16 protein-coding genes and 4 tRNA genes are annotated in these 19,907 nt (G+C 69.7%); 6 read left to right on the plus strand and 14 right to left on the minus strand.

All coding sequences use genetic code 11. The annotated features are described in order from the left end of the window. Positions 1–3 precede the first annotated feature (3 nt). A complete protein-coding gene (locus FHW73_RS09485) occupies positions 4–2,787 on the minus strand; it encodes a TonB-dependent receptor (protein WP_183426448.1) in 2,784 nt (927 codons plus the stop codon). Between the two features lie 252 nt (positions 2,788–3,039). On the opposite strand from FHW73_RS09485, the gene FHW73_RS09490 reads away from it, so the two are divergent. The 5 genes from FHW73_RS09490 to arsC all read left to right on the plus strand — a co-directional run bounded on the left by FHW73_RS09490 (position 3,040) and on the right by arsC (position 7,829). Further along, positions 3,040–4,449: an SH3 domain-containing protein gene (locus FHW73_RS09490; protein WP_255492889.1), complete on the plus strand. Its 1,410-nt coding sequence runs from the start codon at positions 3,040–3,042 to the stop codon at positions 4,447–4,449. A gap of 23 nt (positions 4,450–4,472) precedes the next feature. Continuing rightward, complete coding sequence (locus FHW73_RS09495) at positions 4,473–5,573, plus strand: dipeptide epimerase (RefSeq protein WP_183426449.1); 1,101 nt, start codon at positions 4,473–4,475, stop codon at positions 5,571–5,573. Positions 5,574–5,627: 54 nt separating this feature from the next. Beyond that, positions 5,628–6,107, plus strand: a complete 480-nt coding sequence (locus FHW73_RS09500; protein WP_183426450.1) for a GNAT family N-acetyltransferase — start codon at positions 5,628–5,630, stop codon at positions 6,105–6,107. 67 nt (positions 6,108–6,174) lie between these two features. Next, on the plus strand, positions 6,175–7,476 hold the full coding sequence (locus tag FHW73_RS09505; RefSeq protein ID WP_255492891.1) for a cation:dicarboxylase symporter family transporter: 1,302 nt from the start codon (positions 6,175–6,177) through the stop codon (positions 7,474–7,476). Next, positions 7,473–7,829, plus strand: coding sequence for an arsenate reductase (glutaredoxin) (gene arsC, locus FHW73_RS09510; RefSeq protein ID WP_183426451.1), 357 nt, complete (start codon positions 7,473–7,475; stop codon positions 7,827–7,829). Before FHW73_RS09505 ends, arsC begins: the two co-directional genes overlap by 4 nt. A 34-nt stretch (positions 7,830–7,863) precedes the next feature. Here arsC and FHW73_RS09515 read toward each other — a convergent pair whose 3' ends face one another. The 11 genes from FHW73_RS09515 to FHW73_RS09565 form a co-directional block, all read right to left on the minus strand. Then, positions 7,864–8,844 carry a GGDEF domain-containing protein gene (locus FHW73_RS09515; protein ID WP_183426452.1) on the minus strand — a complete coding sequence of 327 codons (981 nt, stop codon included), beginning with the start codon at positions 8,842–8,844 and terminating at the stop codon, positions 7,864–7,866. A gap of 145 nt (positions 8,845–8,989) precedes the next feature. Then, a tRNA-Leu gene (locus tag FHW73_RS09520) sits at positions 8,990–9,076 on the minus strand. A 115-nt stretch (positions 9,077–9,191) separates the two neighbouring features. Further along, a tRNA-Gly gene (locus FHW73_RS09525) sits at positions 9,192–9,267 on the minus strand. Positions 9,268–9,312: 45 nt separating this feature from the next. Continuing rightward, positions 9,313–9,386, minus strand: a tRNA-Cys gene (locus tag FHW73_RS09530). Between the two features lie 79 nt (positions 9,387–9,465). After that, positions 9,466–9,541 (minus strand) — tRNA-Gly (locus FHW73_RS09535). Positions 9,542–9,577: 36 nt separating this feature from the next. Further along, positions 9,578–10,177 (minus strand): CDP-diacylglycerol--glycerol-3-phosphate 3-phosphatidyltransferase, encoded by a 600-nt coding sequence (gene pgsA, locus FHW73_RS09540; RefSeq protein WP_183426453.1) that lies wholly within the window; start codon positions 10,175–10,177, stop codon positions 9,578–9,580. A 16-nt stretch (positions 10,178–10,193) separates the two neighbouring features. Continuing rightward, positions 10,194–12,077 (minus strand): excinuclease ABC subunit UvrC, encoded by a 1,884-nt coding sequence (uvrC, locus tag FHW73_RS09545; protein WP_183426454.1) that lies wholly within the window; start codon positions 12,075–12,077, stop codon positions 10,194–10,196. Beyond that, positions 12,074–13,501, minus strand: coding sequence for a thioredoxin-like domain-containing protein (locus FHW73_RS09550; protein ID WP_183426455.1), 1,428 nt, complete (start codon positions 13,499–13,501; stop codon positions 12,074–12,076). Before FHW73_RS09550 ends, uvrC begins: the two co-directional genes overlap by 4 nt. Before the next feature lie 68 nt (positions 13,502–13,569). Beyond that, entirely contained in the window at positions 13,570–14,361 is a 792-nt protein-coding gene (kdsB, locus tag FHW73_RS09555) for a 3-deoxy-manno-octulosonate cytidylyltransferase (protein ID WP_183426456.1), read from the minus strand. Between the two features lie 209 nt (positions 14,362–14,570). Beyond that, entirely contained in the window at positions 14,571–14,939 is a 369-nt protein-coding gene (locus FHW73_RS09560) for a hypothetical protein (RefSeq protein ID WP_183426457.1), read from the minus strand. Next, positions 14,939–15,295, minus strand: a complete 357-nt coding sequence (locus tag FHW73_RS09565) for a hypothetical protein (protein WP_183426458.1) — start codon at positions 15,293–15,295, stop codon at positions 14,939–14,941. Before FHW73_RS09565 ends, FHW73_RS09560 begins: the two co-directional genes overlap by 1 nt. 178 nt (positions 15,296–15,473) lie before the next feature. Between FHW73_RS09565 and FHW73_RS09570 the strand changes: the two genes are divergently transcribed. Further along, positions 15,474–17,105 carry an FMN-binding glutamate synthase family protein gene (locus FHW73_RS09570; RefSeq protein WP_183426459.1) on the plus strand — a complete coding sequence of 544 codons (1,632 nt, stop codon included), beginning with the start codon at positions 15,474–15,476 and terminating at the stop codon, positions 17,103–17,105. A 25-nt stretch (positions 17,106–17,130) separates the two neighbouring features. On the opposite strand, the gene lpxK is transcribed toward FHW73_RS09570, so the two are convergent. Together lpxK and msbA are read right to left on the minus strand one after the other, a co-directional pair. Next, the gene (gene lpxK, locus FHW73_RS09575) at positions 17,131–18,120 is read right to left on the minus strand and encodes a tetraacyldisaccharide 4'-kinase (RefSeq protein WP_183426460.1); all 990 of its coding nucleotides are present in this window, start codon (positions 18,118–18,120) and stop codon (positions 17,131–17,133) included. Continuing rightward, positions 18,117–19,907, minus strand: coding sequence for a lipid A export permease/ATP-binding protein MsbA (msbA, locus tag FHW73_RS09580; protein ID WP_183426461.1), 1,791 nt, complete (start codon positions 19,905–19,907; stop codon positions 18,117–18,119). The genes lpxK and msbA overlap by 4 nt, the downstream gene beginning before the upstream one ends.

Raw genomic sequence — 19,907 nt, forward strand, 5'->3', positions numbered from 1 at the left:
GCCTCAGAAATCGAAAGTGATGTTGGCGAACACCTGGCGACCGATCGCGCTGTAGGCACTGGCGAAGTACGGCCAGGCCGTGTGCGAATCGTCGCGCGGCGGCATCTCGTCGAGCAGGTTCAGCACGCTCACGCCAAGCGTCACGTTGTCGGTGATCGCATGCGATACGTCGGCGTTCCAGATCACATAGGCCGAGGTCCGGCCCGGAATCGCGGTGCCGTTGTAGTTCGGACGACTGCCGTAGCGGTAGCCGTAGAGACTGGCGTTCCAGTCCGCATTCGACCAGGCGGCGCGCCAGTTCGCACGACTGCGTTGGCTGTTGTACTCGACCGTGCTGCGCACATCGCGCGGCGCCTCGTCGCCGAACTGCGCGACTTCGAATTCGAGCACATGGGTGTAACCGGCCTGCAGGTTCAGATCGCCCCAATTGCCCAGATCGAGTCCGTAGCGAAGCGATGCATCGAGCCCTTCGGTGCGCATCAGCGCGGCATTGATCGGATAGGTCGCAAAGCGGGTGATGCGGCCGTCCGGGTTGAGGTCGGAGACCACGCGCTCCACCGCGCCGGCATAGAACTGGCACGATTGCGACCCGGTGTCGACGGCATTGCCGTTGCGGTCCCGGCCGAGCCGGCAGTTGGCCTCCTGCTCCAGGTAGTAGCTGTTGGACAGTGCCTGTACCCGGCCTTCGAGTTCGATGCGGTACCAGTCGACACTGAGCGACAGATTCGGCAGCGCGTCCCAGACCACGCCCAAGGTCGTGGACTTGCCCTTCTCCTCTTCGAGCAACGGATTGGAGGACTGGGTCATGTAGGTCTGGTAGTTGTACGCGGCCGTGCACTCGGGCGTTTCGGCGGCGATGCCGTTGAGGCGGCACAGGTATTCGTCGTCGACGAAGGGATTGGAGCCCGTGGTGCCGGCGTAGACCCAGAGCAGATCGGGGGCGCGGAAACTCGTTGCGTGCGCGCCGCGCAGCAGCAGCGTCTTGAAGGGACGCCACTCCAGGCCGGCCTGCCAGGTGATGGCGTCGTCGACCGAGGTGATGTCGTCGTACTTGTCGTAACGACCGGCGAGCGTGGCCTCCAAGCTCGAGAAGACCGGCACGCGGAGTTCGAGGCCGGCCGCGTAGCGGTTGCGCGGTCCGCCGCCCGGCGTGCTGGTGAGATTGTAGACACGGTCCGGACCGGTGTAGTCGACGGTGGTGCGCGGGTCGGGCGTGAGCGAATACGACTGCTTCGCCGCTTCGACGACGGCCGCCATCTGCAGTGGGCCGGCCGGCAGATCGAACAGCGGGCCACTGAAGACGAACTGGGCCTGGTCGGACTTGGACACGCCGCTGCTGACCACGGTGGTGGTGAGCTGGTCATACAGCGCGGCCGAGCCCGGCGCGAACAGCCGGTCGGTGTAGAACTCGCGGATCTCGGTGCCATCGGCGGTGTGGCCGAGCACCGGGCCCATGTAATGATCGCGCACCGCGCGGGTCAGGAAGCGGGGGCGCGTGGTGGTGATCTCGAAGCGCGACGAGGTGACACTGGCATCCCAGTCGAAGCGGCCGTCGCCGAGTGTGCCGCGCAGGCCGGCGTTGATGGACCAGGCGCGCTCGTCGTATTCGATGTACTTGGTGCCGCCGACTTCCTCGGGCAGGAAGATGCGCTGCGCAGTCACCAGGCCCCGCGTCGGGTCCTGCACGGTGAACGGCCCTTCGCCGATGTAGTAGTGCGTCTGGCTCGAACTCTTGTCGTTGGAATCGCTGCCCAGCAGTTGCACATAGCCGGTCAGCGTGTCGCTGAAATCGAAGCTGCCCGACAGGTAGCCGGAGGTCTTGCCGTAGGCGTTCTGGATCGAGCGCGCGTTGTAGTAGTCGAGCGCGCCGCAGCGGTTGGGCACGGCGACGCTCGATGCCGAATGGAAGGGTACGAAGTTCGGGTTGGTCGCCTCGCAGGCCTCCAGCATCGCTGGGTAGGACGGCGACAACGTGCCCGCATCGTCCCGCCACAGATAGGTCTGCCCGGCCCGGAAGTACACACCGCTGATCGATGCCGTCGGTCGCTCGGGGTTCGTGCGGTACTGCGGATGCGCCAGATAGGTCAGATCGCGCTGCGAGGCGACGATCTCTTCGCGATCCAGACGCTCGAGCGCATAGGTCAGGCTCCAGCGATCACCGGTCCGCCCGCCGGTCCACTGGAACAGTCCACTGTCGCCGCCGCCCCCGGACGTGGTGCCGCCGCGCAGGCGGATGGTGTCGCCGCTGAAGTTCTCCTTGGTGATGATATTGACCACACCGGCGACCGCATCGGACCCGTAGATCGCCGACGCGCCGCCGCTCATGACCTCGATGCGCTCGATCGCCGCCGCAGGAATGCTGCCCAGGCTCACCGCAGTGCCGTTGGAGCCGTAGGGCTGCGGATAGTCGGCTAGGCGCTGGCCGTTGAGCAGGATCAGCTGGTAGCCCGGGCCCAGGCCACGCAGGTTCATGAACTGGCCGTTGGGCGCGTTACCGGTCTGATCGGACTCGTTGAGCGTATTGCCGGTGAACTGGGTGAGCGTGCCCAGCGATTCCCAGACCGTGCTGAAGCCCTGCTTCTGGATGTCCTCGGCGGTGATCACCGTGACCGGCGCCGGGCCTTCGACCTCGGTCCGGGCAATGCGCGAACCGGTGACCTGCACCTGGTCGAGCGTGTTGACGCGGGTGTCGGTCGATTGCGCCGCGGCCGGCATCGCGATGGCCGCCAGCAACGCAAGGGCGAGCGGACAACGGCTCGAACGGAGGTGTCTGGGCGTTACGGGCATGCGGCATTCCCCTGGCGATGGCGTGGCGGGCGCAGCCGATGCACCGCGCGCGATCCACGCCTCGATGCCGGCCTGCTGCTGTGCGCCCGCTCCCCATGCGGCGCGACACGATGACGTTTTGATTACACCGCGCCCCCAGCCTTGTCAATCGCATCGGCCGGCTTGTCCACTGCGGCAAAACACCTATGCTCGAAGCGTCCCCGCGGCCCGTGCGGCCGCCACGCAGGAGCTTCGATGCAGACGACAACGGCCATGATGCGGACGCACCTGCGTGCCTCGCCCGCACGCCGGCGTGCATGGCGGCAGGTGGCCGGCACGGTGCTGGCATCGCTGCTGGCAGCAAGCGCATCGGCGACGACGCCGGCAATCCCCGGCATGACGCGCGCGCAGCTCGATCCGCAGTACTGGATCGACCGGCTCGACGCACCCGATGCGCGCCTGCTCGACCGCGAGGCGATCGCGGCCCAGAACGCCGCGATGCGGCGCGACGATCCCTCAATCCACGACGTGCTCGCATTGCCCGACACACTCGACCGCGCGACGGTCGCCGGTTGGGTCGAGGCGGTGTCGGCGCGCCCGTCGCAGCCCCGCTACACCCTCGATGGCCGCGTGCTGGATGCAGCGGCGCTCGACCGCCTGCTTGCCGATGTCGACCTGGCCGCCCTGCCCGCCGCGCCATCGCCCCGCTTCGGACTGGTCGTGCGCCGCGCCGACCTGCGTGCATTCCCGACCCGCACGCGGGTGTTCAGCCGCCCCGACGACACCGACATCGACCGCTTCCAGGAAGATGCCTTGTTTCCTGGCACACCGGTCGCAGTGGTGCACGCGAGCCGCGACGGCGCCTGGTACTTCGTCGTCAGCGAGCGCTACGCGGCCTGGATCGACGCCGCGCAGGTCGCCCTGGGTACACGCGAGGCGGTCGCCGACTACGTCGCGCGCGCGGCGCGCGGGCCGATCGTCACCGGCGCGACCGCGCGTACCGTCTACACGCCGCAGGCCCCCGAGGTCTCCGAGGTGCAGTTGGAGATGGGCGTGCGCGTGCCCGCACTCGACTGGCCCGGCGACCGTGTGCTCAATGGCCAGATCCCCTGGTACGGCCGCGTCGTGGAACTGCCGGTGCGCACCGCGACCGGCGATCTCGCGTTCACACCTGCGATGCTGCCGCAGTCAGCCGACGTCGCCGATGACGCGCTCGTGTACACCCGCGCGCAGTTGATCCGGCAGGCGTTCAAGTTCCTCGGCGAGCGCTACGGTTGGGGGCACTCGTACAACGCGCGCGACTGCAGCGGCTTCGTCTCGGAGATTTACCGCAGCATGGGCATCCTGCTGCCGCGCAACACCAGTGCGCAGGCCACGAGCCCGTCGCTGGACCGGGTCGCGTTCGCGCCGACGATGTCGCGCGAGGCGCGCCTGCGCCTGCTGCGGCAGACCGATGTCGGCGACCTGGTATTCATCCCGGGCCACGTGATGATGGTGATCGGCCACGTCGACGGCGATCCTTACGTGATCCACGACACCGCCGGCACTTCGCTGCGCGGCGCCGACGGTCAGCTCGCGCGACTGGCGCTCAATGGCGTGGTGGTGACCCCGCTGCTGCCCCTGTTGGGCGGCGACGGCGCGCCGACCATCGAGCGCATCACCAGCCTCCAGCGCGTGCGCTGACCGCCCTGCCCGGACCTGCCGCCATGAAGATCACCGACATTCGCCTGCACATGCTGCGCGTGCCGCTCAGGACGCCGTTCAAGACCGCGCTGCGCACGGTCGAACGGGTCGAGGACGTCGTCGTCACGATCCACACCGATACCGGTCACGTCGGCCATGGCGAAGCCGCCGCGACCGCGGTGATCACCGGCGACACGCAGGGCGCGATCGTCGCGGCGATCGCACAGGTCATCGCGCCCCGACTGGTCGGCCAGGAGGTCGGCGACCTCAACCGCCTCGTGCGCCTGGTGCAGACCGCGTTGGTCCGCAACACCAGCGCCAAGGCCGCGGTCGAGATCGCACTCTACGACCTGTTCGCGCAGCTGCACGGTGCGCCGCTGTACCGCATCCTCGGCGGCGGCGGCGAACCGGTCCTCGCCACCGACCTCACGATCAGCGTCGGCGACGTCGACACGATGGTCGCCGACGCCCAGGCCGCGCTCGCACGCGGCTTCCGCGCACTGAAGGTCAAGGTCGGCCAGGACACCGCGCTGGACCTCGAACGCATCCGCGCGGTCCACGCCGCGGTCGACGGTCGCGCCACGCTGCGGCTCGATGCCAACCAGGGCTGGTCGCCCAAGCAGGCCGTGCAGACGGTGCACCGGCTGGAGGCGGCCGGCATCCAGGCCGAACTGCTCGAGCAACCGGTGCCGGCGCACGACCTGCAGGGCCTGAAGTTCGTCACCGACCGCGTCGCGGTCCCGGTCATGGCCGATGAAAGCGTGTTCGGCCCGGTCGAGCTGATCGAACTGATCCGGATGCGCGCGGCCGACATCGTCAACATCAAACTGATGAAGACCGGCGGGCTGTCGAACGCGATCCGGCTGGCCGACATCGCCGCCCTGCACGGCATCGATTGCATGATCGGCTGCATGCTCGAGAGCAGCATCAGTGTCGCCGCGGCGGTGCACCTGGCGGTCGCCAAGGCCGACGCGATCACCAAGGTCGATCTCGATGGCCCGTCGCTGTGCGCCTACGACCCGGTCGAGGGCGGTGTCCATTTCGACGGCCCGTCCATCACCATCGGCGATGCGCCGGGTCTGGGCATCGTGTCGATCCGCGATCTCGTCCCGCTTCCCGCCTGAGCCCCGTTCGCCTCCGGGCGACAATGGGCGCCCTGTCGTTTCTGGAGGTATCCGATGCTGCGTCCTGTCGATCCGGCGCTCCATGCGCGCGATGCGACCGCCGCCGATCGCGCGCATGTGCTGACAATGATGCGTGCGTTCTATGCGGAAGACCGCCTGGTGTTCGATCCGGTCCGCGTTGGCGCCGGGCTCGATACCCTGCTGGCCGACCCCATACACGGCGTGGTGCTGCTGCTCGGCGACGGCGGCGACGATGGCTATCTGGTGCTCACCCGGGGCTTCAGCCTCGAACAGGGCGGCGCGTTCGCGCTGCTCGACGAGCTCTATGTCGCGCCGCAGGCGCGCGGCCGCGGCCTGGGCGCGCAGGCGCTGGCCCTAGCGGCCGAACGCAGTCGCGCCTGGGGCGTGGCGATGCTGCGGCTGGAGGTGCACCACCACAACCCGCGCGCCAAGGCGCTGTACCTGCGGGCGGGTTTCGTCGACGGCCATCGGGACATGCTGACGCTGACGCTGGACGCCCCCGCAGCGCGATGACCGACCGGCATCGCACACGGCCGTCGGCATGGCATGCTCGCCGGGCCCGCCCCTGCCGACCCGACCGATGACGCCCAGCCCGTCCGCGCCCGCCCGCTTCCGTCTGTCGATGCCCGCGCGCGTGCTGCTCGCGCTGCTGGCCGGTGCCGTCATCGGACTGGCGCTGGCCGCCTGGGACCCCCGGATCGCGGTACGCACTGCCGACATCGCCCAGCCGATCGGCACGCTGTGGCTGCATGCGCTGCAGATGACGGTGGTGCCGCTGGTCGCAGCGCTCGTGGTCGTGGGGGTCAATGCCGCGTCCGATGCCGCCGCGTCCGGGCGCACCGCGCGCCTGGCGATGGGCACCTTCGTCGTGATGCTGGCGCTGTCGGCGACGTTCGCCGCACTCGCCGCGCCGGCACTGCTGTCGCTGGTGCCGCGCGACGAGTCCCAGGCCGCGCTGTTCCGCGCCGCGATCGGCGCGCCCGACGTGCTGCCGCAGGCACCGGCGTTCGGTCTGTGGATCACCAGCCTGATCCCCAGCAACGCGATCGCCGCCGCGGCCGCCAGCGCGATGCTGCCGCTGGTGGTGTTCTCGATGTTCTTCGGTTTCGCGCTGACCCGTCTGGAGGCCGCGCGCCGCGAACGCATGCTCGAGCTGGTGCGCACGATCGCCGATGCGATGATCGTGGTCGTGCGCTGGGTGCTGGTCGCGGCGCCCTTGGGCGTGTTCGCGCTGGTGCTGTCGGTCTGCGCGCATGTCGGCCTGGGCGTGTTCGCCGCACTGGGCACCTATATCGCGCTGCAGTGCGTGCTGTATGTGGCGATCACGCTGCTGATGTACGTCATCGCGGTCGTCGTCGCCGGCGAGCGGCCGGCGCGCTTTGCCGCGGCGTTGTTGCCGGTGCAGGCGATCGCGGCGAGCACCCAGTCGTCGCTGGCCGCGCTGCCGGTGATGGTCGACAGCGCGCGCAGCCGCCTGGGCTATCCACTGGCGGTGACTTCGCTGGTATTGCCGATGGCGGTCTCGTTGTTCCGCATTGCCAGCCCGGTGCAGTATTTGAGCGTGGTGAGCTTCATCGCCTGGATCTACGGCATCGAGCTGGGCGCCGGCCAGTTGGCGATCGCGGTCGCGCTCGCCATCGTGATCAGCATGGGCTCGGTGGGCCTGCCCGGGCAGGTCAGCTTCATGACCAACAACCTGCCGGTCACCCAGGCCGTCGGCCTGCCGGTGGAGCCACTCGGCGTGCTGCTGGCCGTCGACACCCTGCCCGACGCCTTCGCGACCGTCACCAACACCACCGCCGACGTGACCGCGACCGGTGTGGTTGCACGGCGCAGCGGCACGCGTCCCCCTTCTTCCGATAGCGAACCTCCCGCGACATGAGTGATCCCTTCGTCCTCTATCACAACCCCCGCTGCTCGAAATCGCGCGCCGCGCTCGAGCTGCTGCAGGCACGCGGCATCGCGCCGCAGGTGGTGCACTATCTGGAGACCCCACCCGATGCCGCTGCGCTGCACGAGTTGCTGCAGCACCTGGACCTCGCCCCGCGGGCGCTGCTGCGCACGGGCGAGGCGGTCTATGCCGACCTGGGCCTGGCCGACCCGGCGCTCGACGACGCGGCGATCATCGCGGCCATGGCGGCCCATCCGAAGCTGATCGAGCGCCCGATCCTGGTGCACGGCGACCGCGCCGTCATCGGCCGACCGACCGAACGCCTGCTCGAGCTCCTGCCCTGACCCGCAGCGTCGACGGGCCACCGGCGACGCTGTGTCAGTCCAGGCCCTGGGCGATATGCGTGCGGTTGCGGCCTGCACGCTTGGCGAGGTAGAGCGAGGTATCGGCCCGGCCGAACCAGTCCTGCCAATCGTGCTCGGCAGCCAGCATGGCGCCACCGACCGACACCGTGATCGGGCCGGCCGGACTGCGCAGACGCCGTTCGACCTCCCCCCGCACGCGCTCGGCCGCGGCCAGCAGGCCCGCATCGTCGTCTGCGGGCAGCACGAGCACGAACTCCTCGCCGCCGAAGCGGTAGACCGCATCGCCCTCGCGCAGCGTGTCGCGCAGGATCGTGCCCAGCTCGACCAGCACCGCATCGCCGACCGCATGGCCGAAGGTGTCGTTGACCGCCTTGAAGCGATCAAGGTCCAGCACCAGCAGGCCAATCCCGGGCTGCCGGCGATCGTCCACCAGGCTGCGCAGATGCGCTTCCATCGCGCCGCGATTGGGCAGCCGGGTCAGCGGGTCGAGCATGGCGCGGCGCTCCAGCGAATCGCTGTAGTCGCGCAGGCGGCGCGAGAAGGCGAACGAGAACGCATACACCAATGACCAGGTGATCGCGGTCGCCAACCGCCCGAGGCTCGCATCGGGCACGATCAAGAGCATCGTCGCAGCCACGATCAGCAGGGCCCCGCACCACGCGGCGATATGGGGACGCGCGATGTAGAAGTTGGTCATCAGGACCACATACACCCAGCCACTGGCGGCATCGCCGATCAGCACGCAGGCCACGGCGCAGAAGCCGGAGTTCAGCAGCGCCATCAGCCCGCCGGCCGCGTCGGTCCGGCCGGTGCGCCAGGCGCGCCCCACGACCACGGCGATCGCCAGGATCACGAGCGCGTCGAACGCGGCCAGCGTCCATTCCCCGCGCAGGCTGCGCCAGAGCATGAAGCCCGACAGCGTCAGCAGCGTCGTGAGCCCGAGCAGGGACACGATCGCGAGCTGGAAATCGTCGCGGACTCTGGAGGCGGCCATACCTTGCATCGCATCCGCGGTCGCGATGCGCCTCGATCCCCTATGAACGTCACCGAAGAATCTAGGGTCCGCCGGGTGAAGGCGACATGACACGGTGCACAGGCGCGCCGCGTGTTCACGCGGCAGTCGCCTACGCTGCCTGCGATGGTGCCCGGAGCCGGAATCGAACCGGCACGGCCTTGCGGCCAACGGATTTTAAGTCCGGTGCGTCTACCAGTTTCGCCATCCGGGCGGCGGCGCCAAGCGTGCCTGAGCGCCCCGGGAATTGAAACCCAAGCGTGGCCGACCGGCATGACCGCGTGTCGCACATACGAAAAACCCCGCTTGCGCGGGGTCTTTCTTCGAACTGGAGCGGGAAACGAGACTCGAACTCGCGACCCCGACCTTGGCAAGGTCGTGCTCTACCAACTGAGCTATTCCCGCATGACTTCAATTGTACCCTGCCTGCGACCCGAGTGGTGCGCCGGCTGGAGGCCTGGGTCGGAATCGAACCGGCGTACACGGATTTGCAATCCGCTGCATAACCACTCTGCCACCAGGCCGGTGACCCGTCGTCGGGATCCGCAGACCCTGCCGACAAAACGAAACCCCGCGTGCCACCCGGGGTTTCGCGTTTGAAACTGGAGCGGGAAACGAGACTCGAACTCGCGACCCCGACCTTGGCAAGGTCGTGCTCTACCAACTGAGCTATTCCCGCTTGGGAGGCGAAATTCTACCGTTCGCCGGCGGGGTGTCAATACTTGCTGCGTTCGGCCGCGCGCATGATCGGCCAGGCCGCGCGCAGATACGCCAGTCCCGACCACAGCGTGAGCAGCGCGGCGAGCGCCAGCAGCCAGTCGCCGATGACGAAGATCTCGCGCCCCAGCCACGGCAGCGGCGGCGCGGGCCGCTCGGGCGAGACCGAGTACAGCAGGCACAGCAGCGCGACCATCTGCGCGATCGTCTTGATCTTGCCGATCGCCGCAACCTTGACCGTCGCGCGCTGCCCAAGCTCGGCCATCCACTCGCGCAGCGCCGAGACCGCGATCTCGCGCCCGACGATCACCGCCGCCCAGATCGCCATCCACGGCGACGGGTGCCCCTGCACGATCAGAAACAGCGCCACGGCAACCATCAGCTTGTCGGCGACCGGATCGAGGAACGCGCCGAACGCCGAGGACAGGCCGTAGCGACGTGCGATCCAGCCGTCGAGCCAGTCGGTGACCGCCGCCAGCCCGAACACGAACGCGGCGGCGAAGTTGGTCCATTTGAACGGCAGGTAGAACACCAGCACCAGCACCGGGATCATCAGGATCCGCAGCAGCGTGAGCCAGGTGGGAATCGTCAATTTCATCGCAAACTCGTGGCAATCAGTCCTGGCCGGCACCGGGCGTGCCGGCATCGAGCCCGTGTAGGGTCGCATAGATGCGCTGTGCGAGTGCTGCATTGACGCCTTCGACCTGCGCGATCTGCTCCGCGCCGGCTGCCTTCAGACCGCCGAGTCCGCCGAAATGCTTGAGCAGGCTCGCGCGGCGGCGCGGGCCGATGCCGGGAATGTCTTCCAGCCGGCTGGTGTTGCGCGCCTTCTGGCGCCGGCCGCGATGGCCGGTGATCGCGAAGCGGTGCGCCTCGTCGCGCACCTGCTGCACCAGTTGCAGCCCGGGCGAGGCAGCGCCGGGCTTGAGTTCGCGCGCCGGCTGCCCGTCGGTGGCGGGCAGCAGCAAGGTCTCGTCGCCCGGCTTGCGCGCCTCGCCCTTGGCCACGCCCACCAGGCAGATGCCGGTGATGCCGTAGCCGTCGAGCACCGCGCGCGCCTGCGCCACCTGGCCGGCACCGCCGTCGATCAGCAGCACGTCGGGCATCACCCCGCCCTCCTCGGCCACCTTGCGAAAGCGCCGGGTGAGCGCCTGGTGCATGGCGGCGTAGTCGTCGCCCGGCTCGATGCCGGCGATGTTGTAGCGACGGTACTGGCTGCGCACCGGCCCCTGCGCATCGAACACCACGCACGAGGCCACCGTGGCCTCGCCCATCGTGTGGCTGATGTCGAAGCACTCGATCCGCTGCGCCGGCTCGGCCAGGCCCAGCATGTCGCGCAGCGACTCGGCGCGCGCCTGTTGCGCGGCCTGGCTGCCGAGTTCGCTGGTCAACGCGATCTCGGCATTGCGCCGTGCCAGGTCGACATAGCGCGCGCGATCGCCGCGCACGTTGCACTTAAGCTGCACCCGGCGCCCGGCCGCCTCGCTGAAGGCCTGTTCGAGCAGCGCGACATCCTCAATCGTGCGATCGAGCACGATCTCGCGCGGCGGCACCTGTTCGGCGTAGTGCTGGGACACGAACGCGGCGAGCACCTCGGCCGGGTCCTCGCTGCCGTTGGTGCGCGGATGGAACGCACGCGTGCCGAGGTTGCGGCCGTCGCGGAACGACAGCAGCAGTACGCAGGCATGGGTGCCGCGCATCGCGCAGGCGAGCACATCGAGTTCGGCGACCTTGCCGTCGACGTACTGGCGCGCCTGCATGCCGCGCATGTTGCCCAGCAGGTCGCGCAAGCGCGCGGCCTCCTCGAAATCCAGGCGTTCGGCCGCCGCTTCCATGTCGCGCGTGACCTCGTCGGTCAACGCATCGCTGCGACCTTCGAGGAACATCGACGCGCGCCGGACCGCGTCGGCGTACTCGCGCTCCGATACCAGCCCGACGCATGGCGCGGTGCAGCGACCGATCTGATGCTGCAGACAGGGCCGCGAGCGGTTGCGGAACACGCTGTCCTCGCAATTGCGCAGCTTGAACAGCTTCTGCATCAGATTCAGCGTTTCGCGCACCGCGGTCACGCCCGGGTACGGCCCGAAGTAGCGTCCGGGCACGTTGCGCGGGCCGCGATGGACGGCGATCCGCGGCCAGGTGTCGCGGGTCACCAGCACGTAGGGATAACTCTTGTCGTCGCGCAGCGAGACGTTGTAGCGCGGCTTGAGCGACTTGATCAGCTGGTTTTCCAGCAACAGCGCCTCGGCCTCGGTGCGGGTGACGGTGACTTCCATGCGCGCGATCTGCGCGATCATCGCCATCGTCCGCGTCGCCTTGGGCGTGGCGTTGAAATAGCTCGCCACACGCTTGCGCAGATCCGCCGCCTTGCCGACGTAGAGCACCGCATCGTCGGCCGCGATCATGCGATAGACGCCCGGCGCGGTGCTCAGGCCTGCGACGAATGCCTTGCCATCGAATGTCGGCCGCGCGCCGCGCACTTTCGTCGTTCCGGTCATTCGCCCACCGGCACGTGGCGCAGCGCGCCGGTGGTCGAGTCCAGCCGCAGTACGGCATGGGCATCGGTATCGGCGATCCACACCTGTCCGTTCGCGACGGCCAGGGCCGCGGGCCCATGCAAGCGCTGGGGCAGTGCGACTGTCGACAGCGCGCCCCCGCCCAGACGCAACTGGCGCAAGGTGTCGTTGCCGCTGTCGGCGATCCACAGCACCGGCGACTCGGGATCGAGCGCCAGCGCCTGGGGCGCCTGCAACTGCGCGTCGTCGCGCGCGCCGTCGAGGGCGCCGAACTGCCACGGCCCGCCGCCGACCAGCGTGGCGACGCGCCCGGTGGGCAGGTGGACGCTGCGGATCGCCGAGCCCGCGGCATCGCAGACGTAGAGCGTGTGCTGCACGCAGGCCAGCGCCACCGGTTCGGCGAATGCCGCCGCCTCGCCCACGCCGTCGCGGAGGCCCAGTGCACCGCTGCCGCACAGCGGCGCGATCCGGGCCTGGCCCAGGTCCAGTTGCCAGATCCGGTTATCGCCCGCGGTCGCGACGTACAGGCGGTCGCCCGACAGCACGACGGCGCGCGGCTGGTCGAGCACGACCGAGCGCGGGTCGGCCAACGATCCCACCATGGTGTCGCCGGGCCGGCCGGCACCGCAGACCGTGGACACGTCGCCGCTGCGCAGGTCGATCCGGCGCACCGCATGGTTGCCGGTATCGGCGACATAGAGCGCGCCACCGGCCAGGCACAGGCCGTGCGGCCGGGTCAGTGCGGCCAGTTCCATCGGGCCATCGATGAAGCCGGCGCTGCCGCTGCCGAACTGGCGCAGGAGGCGCCCGCGGGCATCGCATTCGAGCACGCGGTGATGCCCGCAATCGGCGACATAGAGCAGATCGCCCGAGACCGCCAGTCCTGCCGGGAACCGCAGCGGCAGCGCGGAATCGCTGTCGCGGCGCAGGCGGATCGGATCGCCGGCAAGTGCTTGCGGTGTCAGCGCCTCGACCAGCGTGCCGATCCGCGCATCGAGGTCGCGGATGCCGTTCTCGCCGACGATGCGCTCGCGCACCCGCCCGTCGCCATCGATCAGCAGCACCGTCGGCCAGGCATCGAGCCCGAAGTGCTGCCAGGCGGTCCAGTCGCGGTCGTGCGCGACCGGGAAGTCGTACTGCTGCAGGTCGACGCGGTGCGCGCTGCGCTTGGCGTCGCGTTCGGCGTCGAAACGCGGCACGTGGACGACGACCACCTGCAGGCGGTCGCGATGACGCGCGCGCAGATGGCCCAGATCGGCCAGCCGCTGCTGGCACCAGGCCGACCCGAGGTTGACGAACGCCAGCGCACAGACCCGCCCGCGCAGCTGCGCCATGCGCAGCGGATCGCGCAGGTTCAGCCACGCCAGGTCGGCGGGAAACTCGGGCGCTGCAACGGCGTCGTTCATGCCGCGATTATGCGGGATCCCGCCCCGCCGCCCTGTCGAGAGCGCCGGTGGCACAGCAGCGCGGTCGCTCAGGCGCCGCCCGCACGACCGCCATCGGCAGCCGACAACCGGGCCTGGGCACGCGCCAGGTCCTCAGGGGTATCGACGCCGGGCGGGAACGGCGCGGGGGTCGGGCCGACGGCAACCCGGAGCCCGGCTTCGAGCACGCGCAGTTGCTCGAGCATCTCGACCTGTTCCAGGTGCCCGGGCGCCATCGCGGCGAACCGGCGCAGGAAGCCTGCGCGATAGCCGTAGATCCCGATATGCCGCCACCACTGGCCAGGCGGCATCGTCGTCCGGTCGCGGGCGAACGCATCGCGCGGCCATGGCACCGGCGCCCGGCTGAAGTAGAGCGCGTTGCCGCCCGCGCCGAGCACGACCTTGACCGCATTCGGGTCGAGCAGCGTCTCGACATCGTCGATCGGCGCGGCCAGCGTGGCCAGGGCGACCTCCGGCTGCGCCGCGAGCGCGGCGACCGCACGGATACCGGCAGCCGGCGCGAACGGCTCGTCGCCCTGCAGGTTCACGACCACCCGCTCGTCCGCCCAGCCCGCAAGCGCGGCGCATTCGGCCAGCCGGTCGGTGCCCGACGGATGCGCGGGCGAGGTCATCGCCACACGGACCGGGGTATCCGCCAGCGCATCGCGGACCCGGACATCGTCGGTGGCCACCCAGACTTCGGCCGCGCCGGCCTCCAGCGCACGCTGCGCCACGTGCAGCACCAGCGGGGCATCGCCCAGCGGTTGCAGGGGCTTGCCGGGCAGGCGGGTCGAGGCATAGCGGGCCGGAATGGCGACGATGAAATCAGCGGGGACGTCCATGGCGCGATTCTCGCATGGCGACCGGGACGCAAGGCCGGTGCGGCGACGGGATCAGGCACATGCGATCGGCGTCGCCTCACGTCCCGTCCGGATGCTGGAGCCGCGACCGCGACCGCGTTACTTGCGGACGGTGCGAGGGCACGCAATGTCAACGGGGCTGCCGGTCATCGGCACGCCCAGGACGGCGCAGGTGATGCAACGCGTTGCGCTCAGGACCGCACGCCGGCCGCCTGCACGCCCGAGCGACGCTCCTTGCGCGCCGCGCCCGCCGCCGAATCGGTCCGCATCTGCGTCCACAACGCCCGTCCGGCCGACGTGCGCCGGCCGTCGGCCGCGCGGATCCTGGCGTTCCGCACGGCCCGACGCATGGTCGCCATCCGCCGACGCCAGCGCAGCAGCCCGGCCACGACCAGCATCCCGGCCAACACGCCTGAGACCACCAGCGCCCAGGGCGCGAGTGCGGCGAGGCCACCGATGATCGAGCCCTGGGTGCGGGCCAGTGCGAATGCGAACACCGCACCCGCCAGCACCACATAGGCCGGCAGGACCAGGACCCGCCAAACGGCGCGTGCAGGCATCAGTGCGTCTCCTTGTCGGACGTATGCGGCATCGGCGAGTGGGGCGCAGGGCCGGCCTCGGATCGGGGCGCCTGGTGCGCGTCTGCGCTCGTCCAGGCCGCGATCTCGGCAGCGTGCATCGTCGGCGACAGCACGACCGCCGGGCACGGGTACTGGTCGCCGGACCGCCAATGCGTGGCAGCCTGGGGCCGCACCTGCTCCCAGCTCGCACCGCGCGACGCCGATTCCCAGACCTGCCGCATCAGCGGCTCGACTTCGTGCCAGTCCGCATCGGGATGTCCGGCCCGGGTCGCGCGCGCCAGCTCGGCGAGGATGACCTGGTGCTGGGCAGTGGGAAAGGAAGCGGCGCGGCGCATGGCTCAAAGGCGATCGAAAAGCGTGGGCTCAGCCTAGGCAGCCAAGCGCCAATCCGCCGTGAAGCCATCGCCCCGTCGGCGAACCGTTCAGATCCAGGGTGGCCGGCCGGTCGCCCCCTCTCCTACCATGGCCGTCCGCATCGGGACCGGCGCCCGCCGGGCCGCACGAAGGAGTCGGATGGTTCGTTACCTGGCATATGGCGTTTCGGTCGTCATGGCAGCCATCGCATTGGTCTGCGCATGGACGCTGCATTCGGGCGCCTGGGCGGTCGCCGCGGCGGTGTTCCTGGCGCTGGCGGGCCTGGGCACGCTGGATCTGCTGCAGCGCCGGGCGACGCTGCGCCGGCTCTATCCGCTGACCGCGCATTTCCGTTACGGCCTGGAATCCTTCCGGCCCGAGATCCGCCAGTACTTCATCGAGGACGACCAGGACGAGGTGCCGTTCTCGCGCCAGCAGCGTGCGCTGGTCTACCAGCGCGCGAAGAATGTCAGCGACGTGGTGCCGTTCGGCAGCGAGCTGCCGATGTACGGCACGCAGTACGAATGGATCAATCATTCGCTGGTGCCCGCGCATGCGCAGTCGCACGATTTCCGCATCCCGGTTGGCGAGGAAAGCGCGCAGCCCTACGCCGCCAGCGTGTTCAACATCTCGGCGATGAGCTTCGGTTCGTTGTCGGCCAATGCGATCCGTGCGTTGAACCTGGGTGCGCAGCGCGGCGGCTTCTATCACGACACCGGCGAAGGCGCGATCTCGCCTTACCACCGCGAACACGGCGGCGACCTGGTGTGGGAGATCGCCTCGGGCTACTTCGGCTGCCGCGATGAGCAGGGCCGCTTCAACGAGGACCGCTTCGCCCGGCACGCGGCCGAAGCGCAGGTCAAGATGATCGAGATCAAGCTCTCGCAGGGCGCCAAGCCGGGCCACGGCGGGCTGCTGCCCGGCGCCAAGGTCACGCCGGAGATCGCCCAGACCCGCGGCATCCCGGTCGGGATCGATTGCGAGTCGCCGGCGGCGCATTCCACGTTCTCCACCCCACTGGGACTGCTGGAATTCGTGGCGCGGCTGCGGACGCTGTCGGACGGCAAACCGGTTGGCTTCAAGCTGGCGATCGGCCATCCCTGGGAATGGTTCGGCATCGCCAAGGCGATGCTCGAGAGCGGCATCCTGCCCGACTTCATCGTCGTCGACGGCGCCGAGGGCGGCACCGGCGCGGCGCCGTCGGAGTTCATCAACCACGTCGGGCTGCCGCTGCAGGAAGCGCTGATGCTGGTGCACAACACCCTGGTGGGCATCGGGCTGCGCGAGCGCATCCGGGTCGCCGCCGCAGGCAAGATCACCAGCGGCTTCGACATCGCCCGGCAACTGGCCATGGGCGCGGACTGGTGCAATGCCGGCCGCGGTTTCATGTTCGCGCTGGGCTGCATCCAGTCGCGCAGTTGCCACAACGACCGCTGCCCGACCGGCGTGGCGACCCAGGACCCGAGCCGTTGGCGCCTGCTCGATGTGCCCGACAAGGCCGAGCGCGTGTTCCATTTCCACCAGAACACCTTGCGCGGGCTGCGCGACATGCTCGGCGCCGCCGGGCTCGAGCATCCGATGCAGATCGGGCCCGAGCATATCCTGCGCCGGGTCTCGCCGACCGAGGTGCGCTCGCTCGCCGCGCTCTACCGGTTTCTGGAGCCCGGCGAACTGCTGACCGGCGTGCCCGAGCACGCGGTATTCCGGACGTTCTGGCCAGTGGCGCGTGCCGACAGTTTCGCGCCGCCCGAACGGGCGCGTGCGATGGCGGCGGTCAAGCGCGCGTCCTGAACAGCGCTTACGCCTGCAAACGCGCTCAGGCCTTGCCGGCCGGACTGCGGACCGCTTCGAGGCGATCGAGCAACGCGATCCAGAATGCCTCGGGCAGTCGCGCGGTGACCGGCACGCTGTAGTGCCGCTCGCCGGCAAACCGCATGCACTTGACCGCATCCTTCTCGGTCATCAGCACCGGCAGATCGCTGCCAAAGCGCAGGTCCTCGGGCGTGTAGCGATGGTGATCGGCGAACGCATGCGGCACCACGGCGATGCGCTCACGCCGCAGCGTGTCGAAGAAGCGCTCCGGATCGCCGATACCGGCGACCGCATGCACGCGCTGCCCGGCGAAGGCCGACAGCGGACGCGCACGCCCGCCGGCCAGCGGCAGTGCGTGCGCGGTCTCCAGGCGCATCGGCCATTCGCCAAACCCCGGTTCGAGACTGTCGTCCATGCCGGCATTGAGCACGCGGAAGTCGCAGCGCGCGCCACGCTCGACCGGCTCGCGCAGCGGTCCGGCCGGGATCAGTGCGCCGTTGCCGTAACGACGGCGGCCGTCGATCACCTCGATCTCGACATCGCGCTGCAGGCGGTAATGCTGCAGGCCGTCGTCGCAGACCACGATGTCGCAGCCCGCTTTGATCAGTGCGTTCGCGGCCGCGACCCGGTCGGCATCCACGCGGACCTTCGCCCCGGTGCGGGCGGCGATCAGCACCGGCTCGTCGCCCGACCAGCGCGGATCGCTGACCGGCTCCACCCAGCGCGGGGTCCCCGCCTCGTCGCGGCCGTAGCCGCGGCTGGCGACGCCAGGCGTCCAACCGGCGGCCTGCAGGCGCTCGACGATCGCGATCGTCAACGGCGTCTTGCCGCTGCCACCGGCGATCAGGTTGCCGATGACCAGCACCGGCCGCGCGACCTTGCGGGTGCGCAGCCACGCGCGTCGCCAGGCGCTGGCGCGTGCGTACACGCGGGCGAGCAGCCGCGCATGCAGTGGCGGGCGGCTGCCGTCGAACCAGTAGTCCGGCGCCTTCACTCGCCCTGCTCCGCCGACGGCTCGGCCTCGCGGAACTGCATGCGATGCAGGTGCGCGTACAGGCCACCGCGCGCGAGCAGTTCGCGATGGGTGCCGCGCTCGACCAGCCGGCCCTGGTCGAGCACCAGGACCTGGTCGGCATGCTCGATCGTCGCCAGCCGGTGGGCGATGACCAGCGTGGTGCGGTCGGGCATCAGATGCTCGAGCGCGTCCTGCACCAGGCGCTCGGATTCGGCGTCCAGCGCCGCGGTCGCCTCGTCGAGGATCAGGATCGGCGCATCCTTGAGCATCGCGCGGGCGATCGCCAGGCGCTGCCGCTGGCCACCTGACAGGCGACCGCCGCGATTGCCGATGCCGCTCTGCAGGCGGTCGGGCAGTTTGTCGACGAACTCCATCGCATTCGCCCCGCGGATCGCGCCTTCGAGCGCCGCGGCCGGCGCGCCCGCCATCTCGCCATAGGCGACATTGGCCGCGACGGTGTCATCGAACAGCATCACCTGTTGACCGACCAGCGCGATCTGCCGGCGCACATCGGCCAGCCGGTACTCCTCCAGCGGATGGCCGTCGAGCAGGATCTCGCCGGTCTCGTGTTCGTAGAAGCGCGGCAGCAGCTTGATCAGCGTCGACTTGCCGCTGCCCGAGCGGCCGACGATCGCGGTGACGGTGCCCGGGCGCGCGACGAAGCTGACATCCTCCAGTGCCGGCTCGGCCTGCCCCGGATAGCGCGCGCCGACGCGACGGAACTCGATCTCGCCGCGCGCGCGCGCCAGCGGCCGCACGCCCGGGTCGTGTTCGTCGGGCGCATCGAGGATCTCGAACAGCCGCTCGGCCGAAGCCACCCCGCGCTGGAGCATGTTCTGCACATTGGTCAGCTGCTTGAGTGCGGGGATGATCGCCATCATCGCGATCATCAGCGCGACGAAGCCACCCGCGGTCAGCCGGCCCTGCGAGGCCTCGTAGCCGGCGATCAACAGCAGCAGCGCCAGGCCGATCGAGCCCATGAGCTGGACCACGCCCGAGGAGATCGCGCGGGTCGCCTCGACCTTCAGGTTGAGCCGCATATGCCGCTCGGCAACTTCCGCATAGCGCGCGTTCTCCGCCGCCTGGGCGCCGTAGATCTTCACTTCCTGCTGGTTGCTCAGCGACTGGTCGGCGGTCTGCATCAGCAGCGCGGCGCTGTCCTGGATGCTGTGGCTGACGCGCCGGTAGCGACGTGCGACCTTGCCCATGATCCACGACAACGGCGGCGCGATCGCCAGGATGGTCAACGTGACCTGCCAGCTGGTCATCAGCATCACGATCAGCGAGGCGATGATCTGCAGCGACTGCTGCAGCATCACCTTGGCGGCATCGATCGCGGCCTGCGAGACCTGGTCGCTGTCCGAGCCCAGTCGGACCAGCATCGACGGCACCGGCTCGGCATCGAAGCGCATGCCCGGCAGCCCGAGGTACTTGGCGAGCACGCGCACGCGAAGGTCCCGCGCGATGCCGCGCCCGGACTTGGCCATGTTGTAGTCGGCCAGATAGCCGGCCAGGCCGCGGACCACGAACAGCGCGATGATTGCCGCCGGCAACCACAGGTTCACGCCGGCATTGGCCGACACGAACGTCTCGTCGATGATCGGCTCCATCATCTTGGTGAAGGCGCCGCCGGCGGCGGCCTCGATCAGCATGCCGACCAGCGCGACCGACAGCAGCCCGCGGTAGGCGCCGGCGAAGGTCAGCAGCCGGCGGTAGACCGGCCAGGCGCGATCGGCGCGTGTCGCGCCTTGGGGAGGAGAAGCCAT

It is taken from the genome of Luteimonas sp. RC10, from assembly GCF_014192745.1.
Classification (GTDB): domain Bacteria; phylum Pseudomonadota; class Gammaproteobacteria; order Xanthomonadales; family Xanthomonadaceae; genus Luteimonas.

Excerpts from the sequence above, each read along its gene's own strand:
- FHW73_RS09560 (WP_183426457.1), bottom strand. The coding sequence starts at position 14,939 with ATGCCTGCACGCGCCGTTTGGCGGGTCCTGGTCCTGCCGGCCTATGTG.
- arsC (WP_183426451.1), top strand. The coding sequence starts at position 7,473 with ATGAGTGATCCCTTCGTCCTCTATCACAACCCCCGCTGCTCGAAATCG.
- FHW73_RS09550 (WP_183426455.1), bottom strand. The coding sequence starts at position 13,501 with ATGAACGACGCCGTTGCAGCGCCCGAGTTTCCCGCCGACCTGGCGTGG.
- FHW73_RS09485 (WP_183426448.1), bottom strand. The coding sequence starts at position 2,787 with ATGCCCGTAACGCCCAGACACCTCCGTTCGAGCCGTTGTCCGCTCGCC.
- FHW73_RS09565 (WP_183426458.1), bottom strand. The coding sequence starts at position 15,295 with ATGCGCCGCGCCGCTTCCTTTCCCACTGCCCAGCACCAGGTCATCCTC.
- FHW73_RS09505 (WP_255492891.1), top strand. The coding sequence starts at position 6,175 with ATGACGCCCAGCCCGTCCGCGCCCGCCCGCTTCCGTCTGTCGATGCCC.
- FHW73_RS09500 (WP_183426450.1), top strand. The coding sequence starts at position 5,628 with ATGCTGCGTCCTGTCGATCCGGCGCTCCATGCGCGCGATGCGACCGCC.
- FHW73_RS09490 (WP_255492889.1), top strand. The coding sequence starts at position 3,040 with ATGATGCGGACGCACCTGCGTGCCTCGCCCGCACGCCGGCGTGCATGG.
- FHW73_RS09515 (WP_183426452.1), bottom strand. The coding sequence starts at position 8,844 with ATGGCCGCCTCCAGAGTCCGCGACGATTTCCAGCTCGCGATCGTGTCC.
- kdsB (WP_183426456.1), bottom strand. The coding sequence starts at position 14,361 with ATGGACGTCCCCGCTGATTTCATCGTCGCCATTCCGGCCCGCTATGCC.
- pgsA (WP_183426453.1), bottom strand. The coding sequence starts at position 10,177 with ATGAAATTGACGATTCCCACCTGGCTCACGCTGCTGCGGATCCTGATG.
- FHW73_RS09495 (WP_183426449.1), top strand. The coding sequence starts at position 4,473 with ATGAAGATCACCGACATTCGCCTGCACATGCTGCGCGTGCCGCTCAGG.
- msbA (WP_183426461.1), bottom strand. The coding sequence starts at position 19,907 with ATGGCTTCTCCTCCCCAAGGCGCGACACGCGCCGATCGCGCCTGGCCG.
- FHW73_RS09570 (WP_183426459.1), top strand. The coding sequence starts at position 15,474 with ATGGTTCGTTACCTGGCATATGGCGTTTCGGTCGTCATGGCAGCCATC.
- uvrC (WP_183426454.1), bottom strand. The coding sequence starts at position 12,077 with ATGACCGGAACGACGAAAGTGCGCGGCGCGCGGCCGACATTCGATGGC.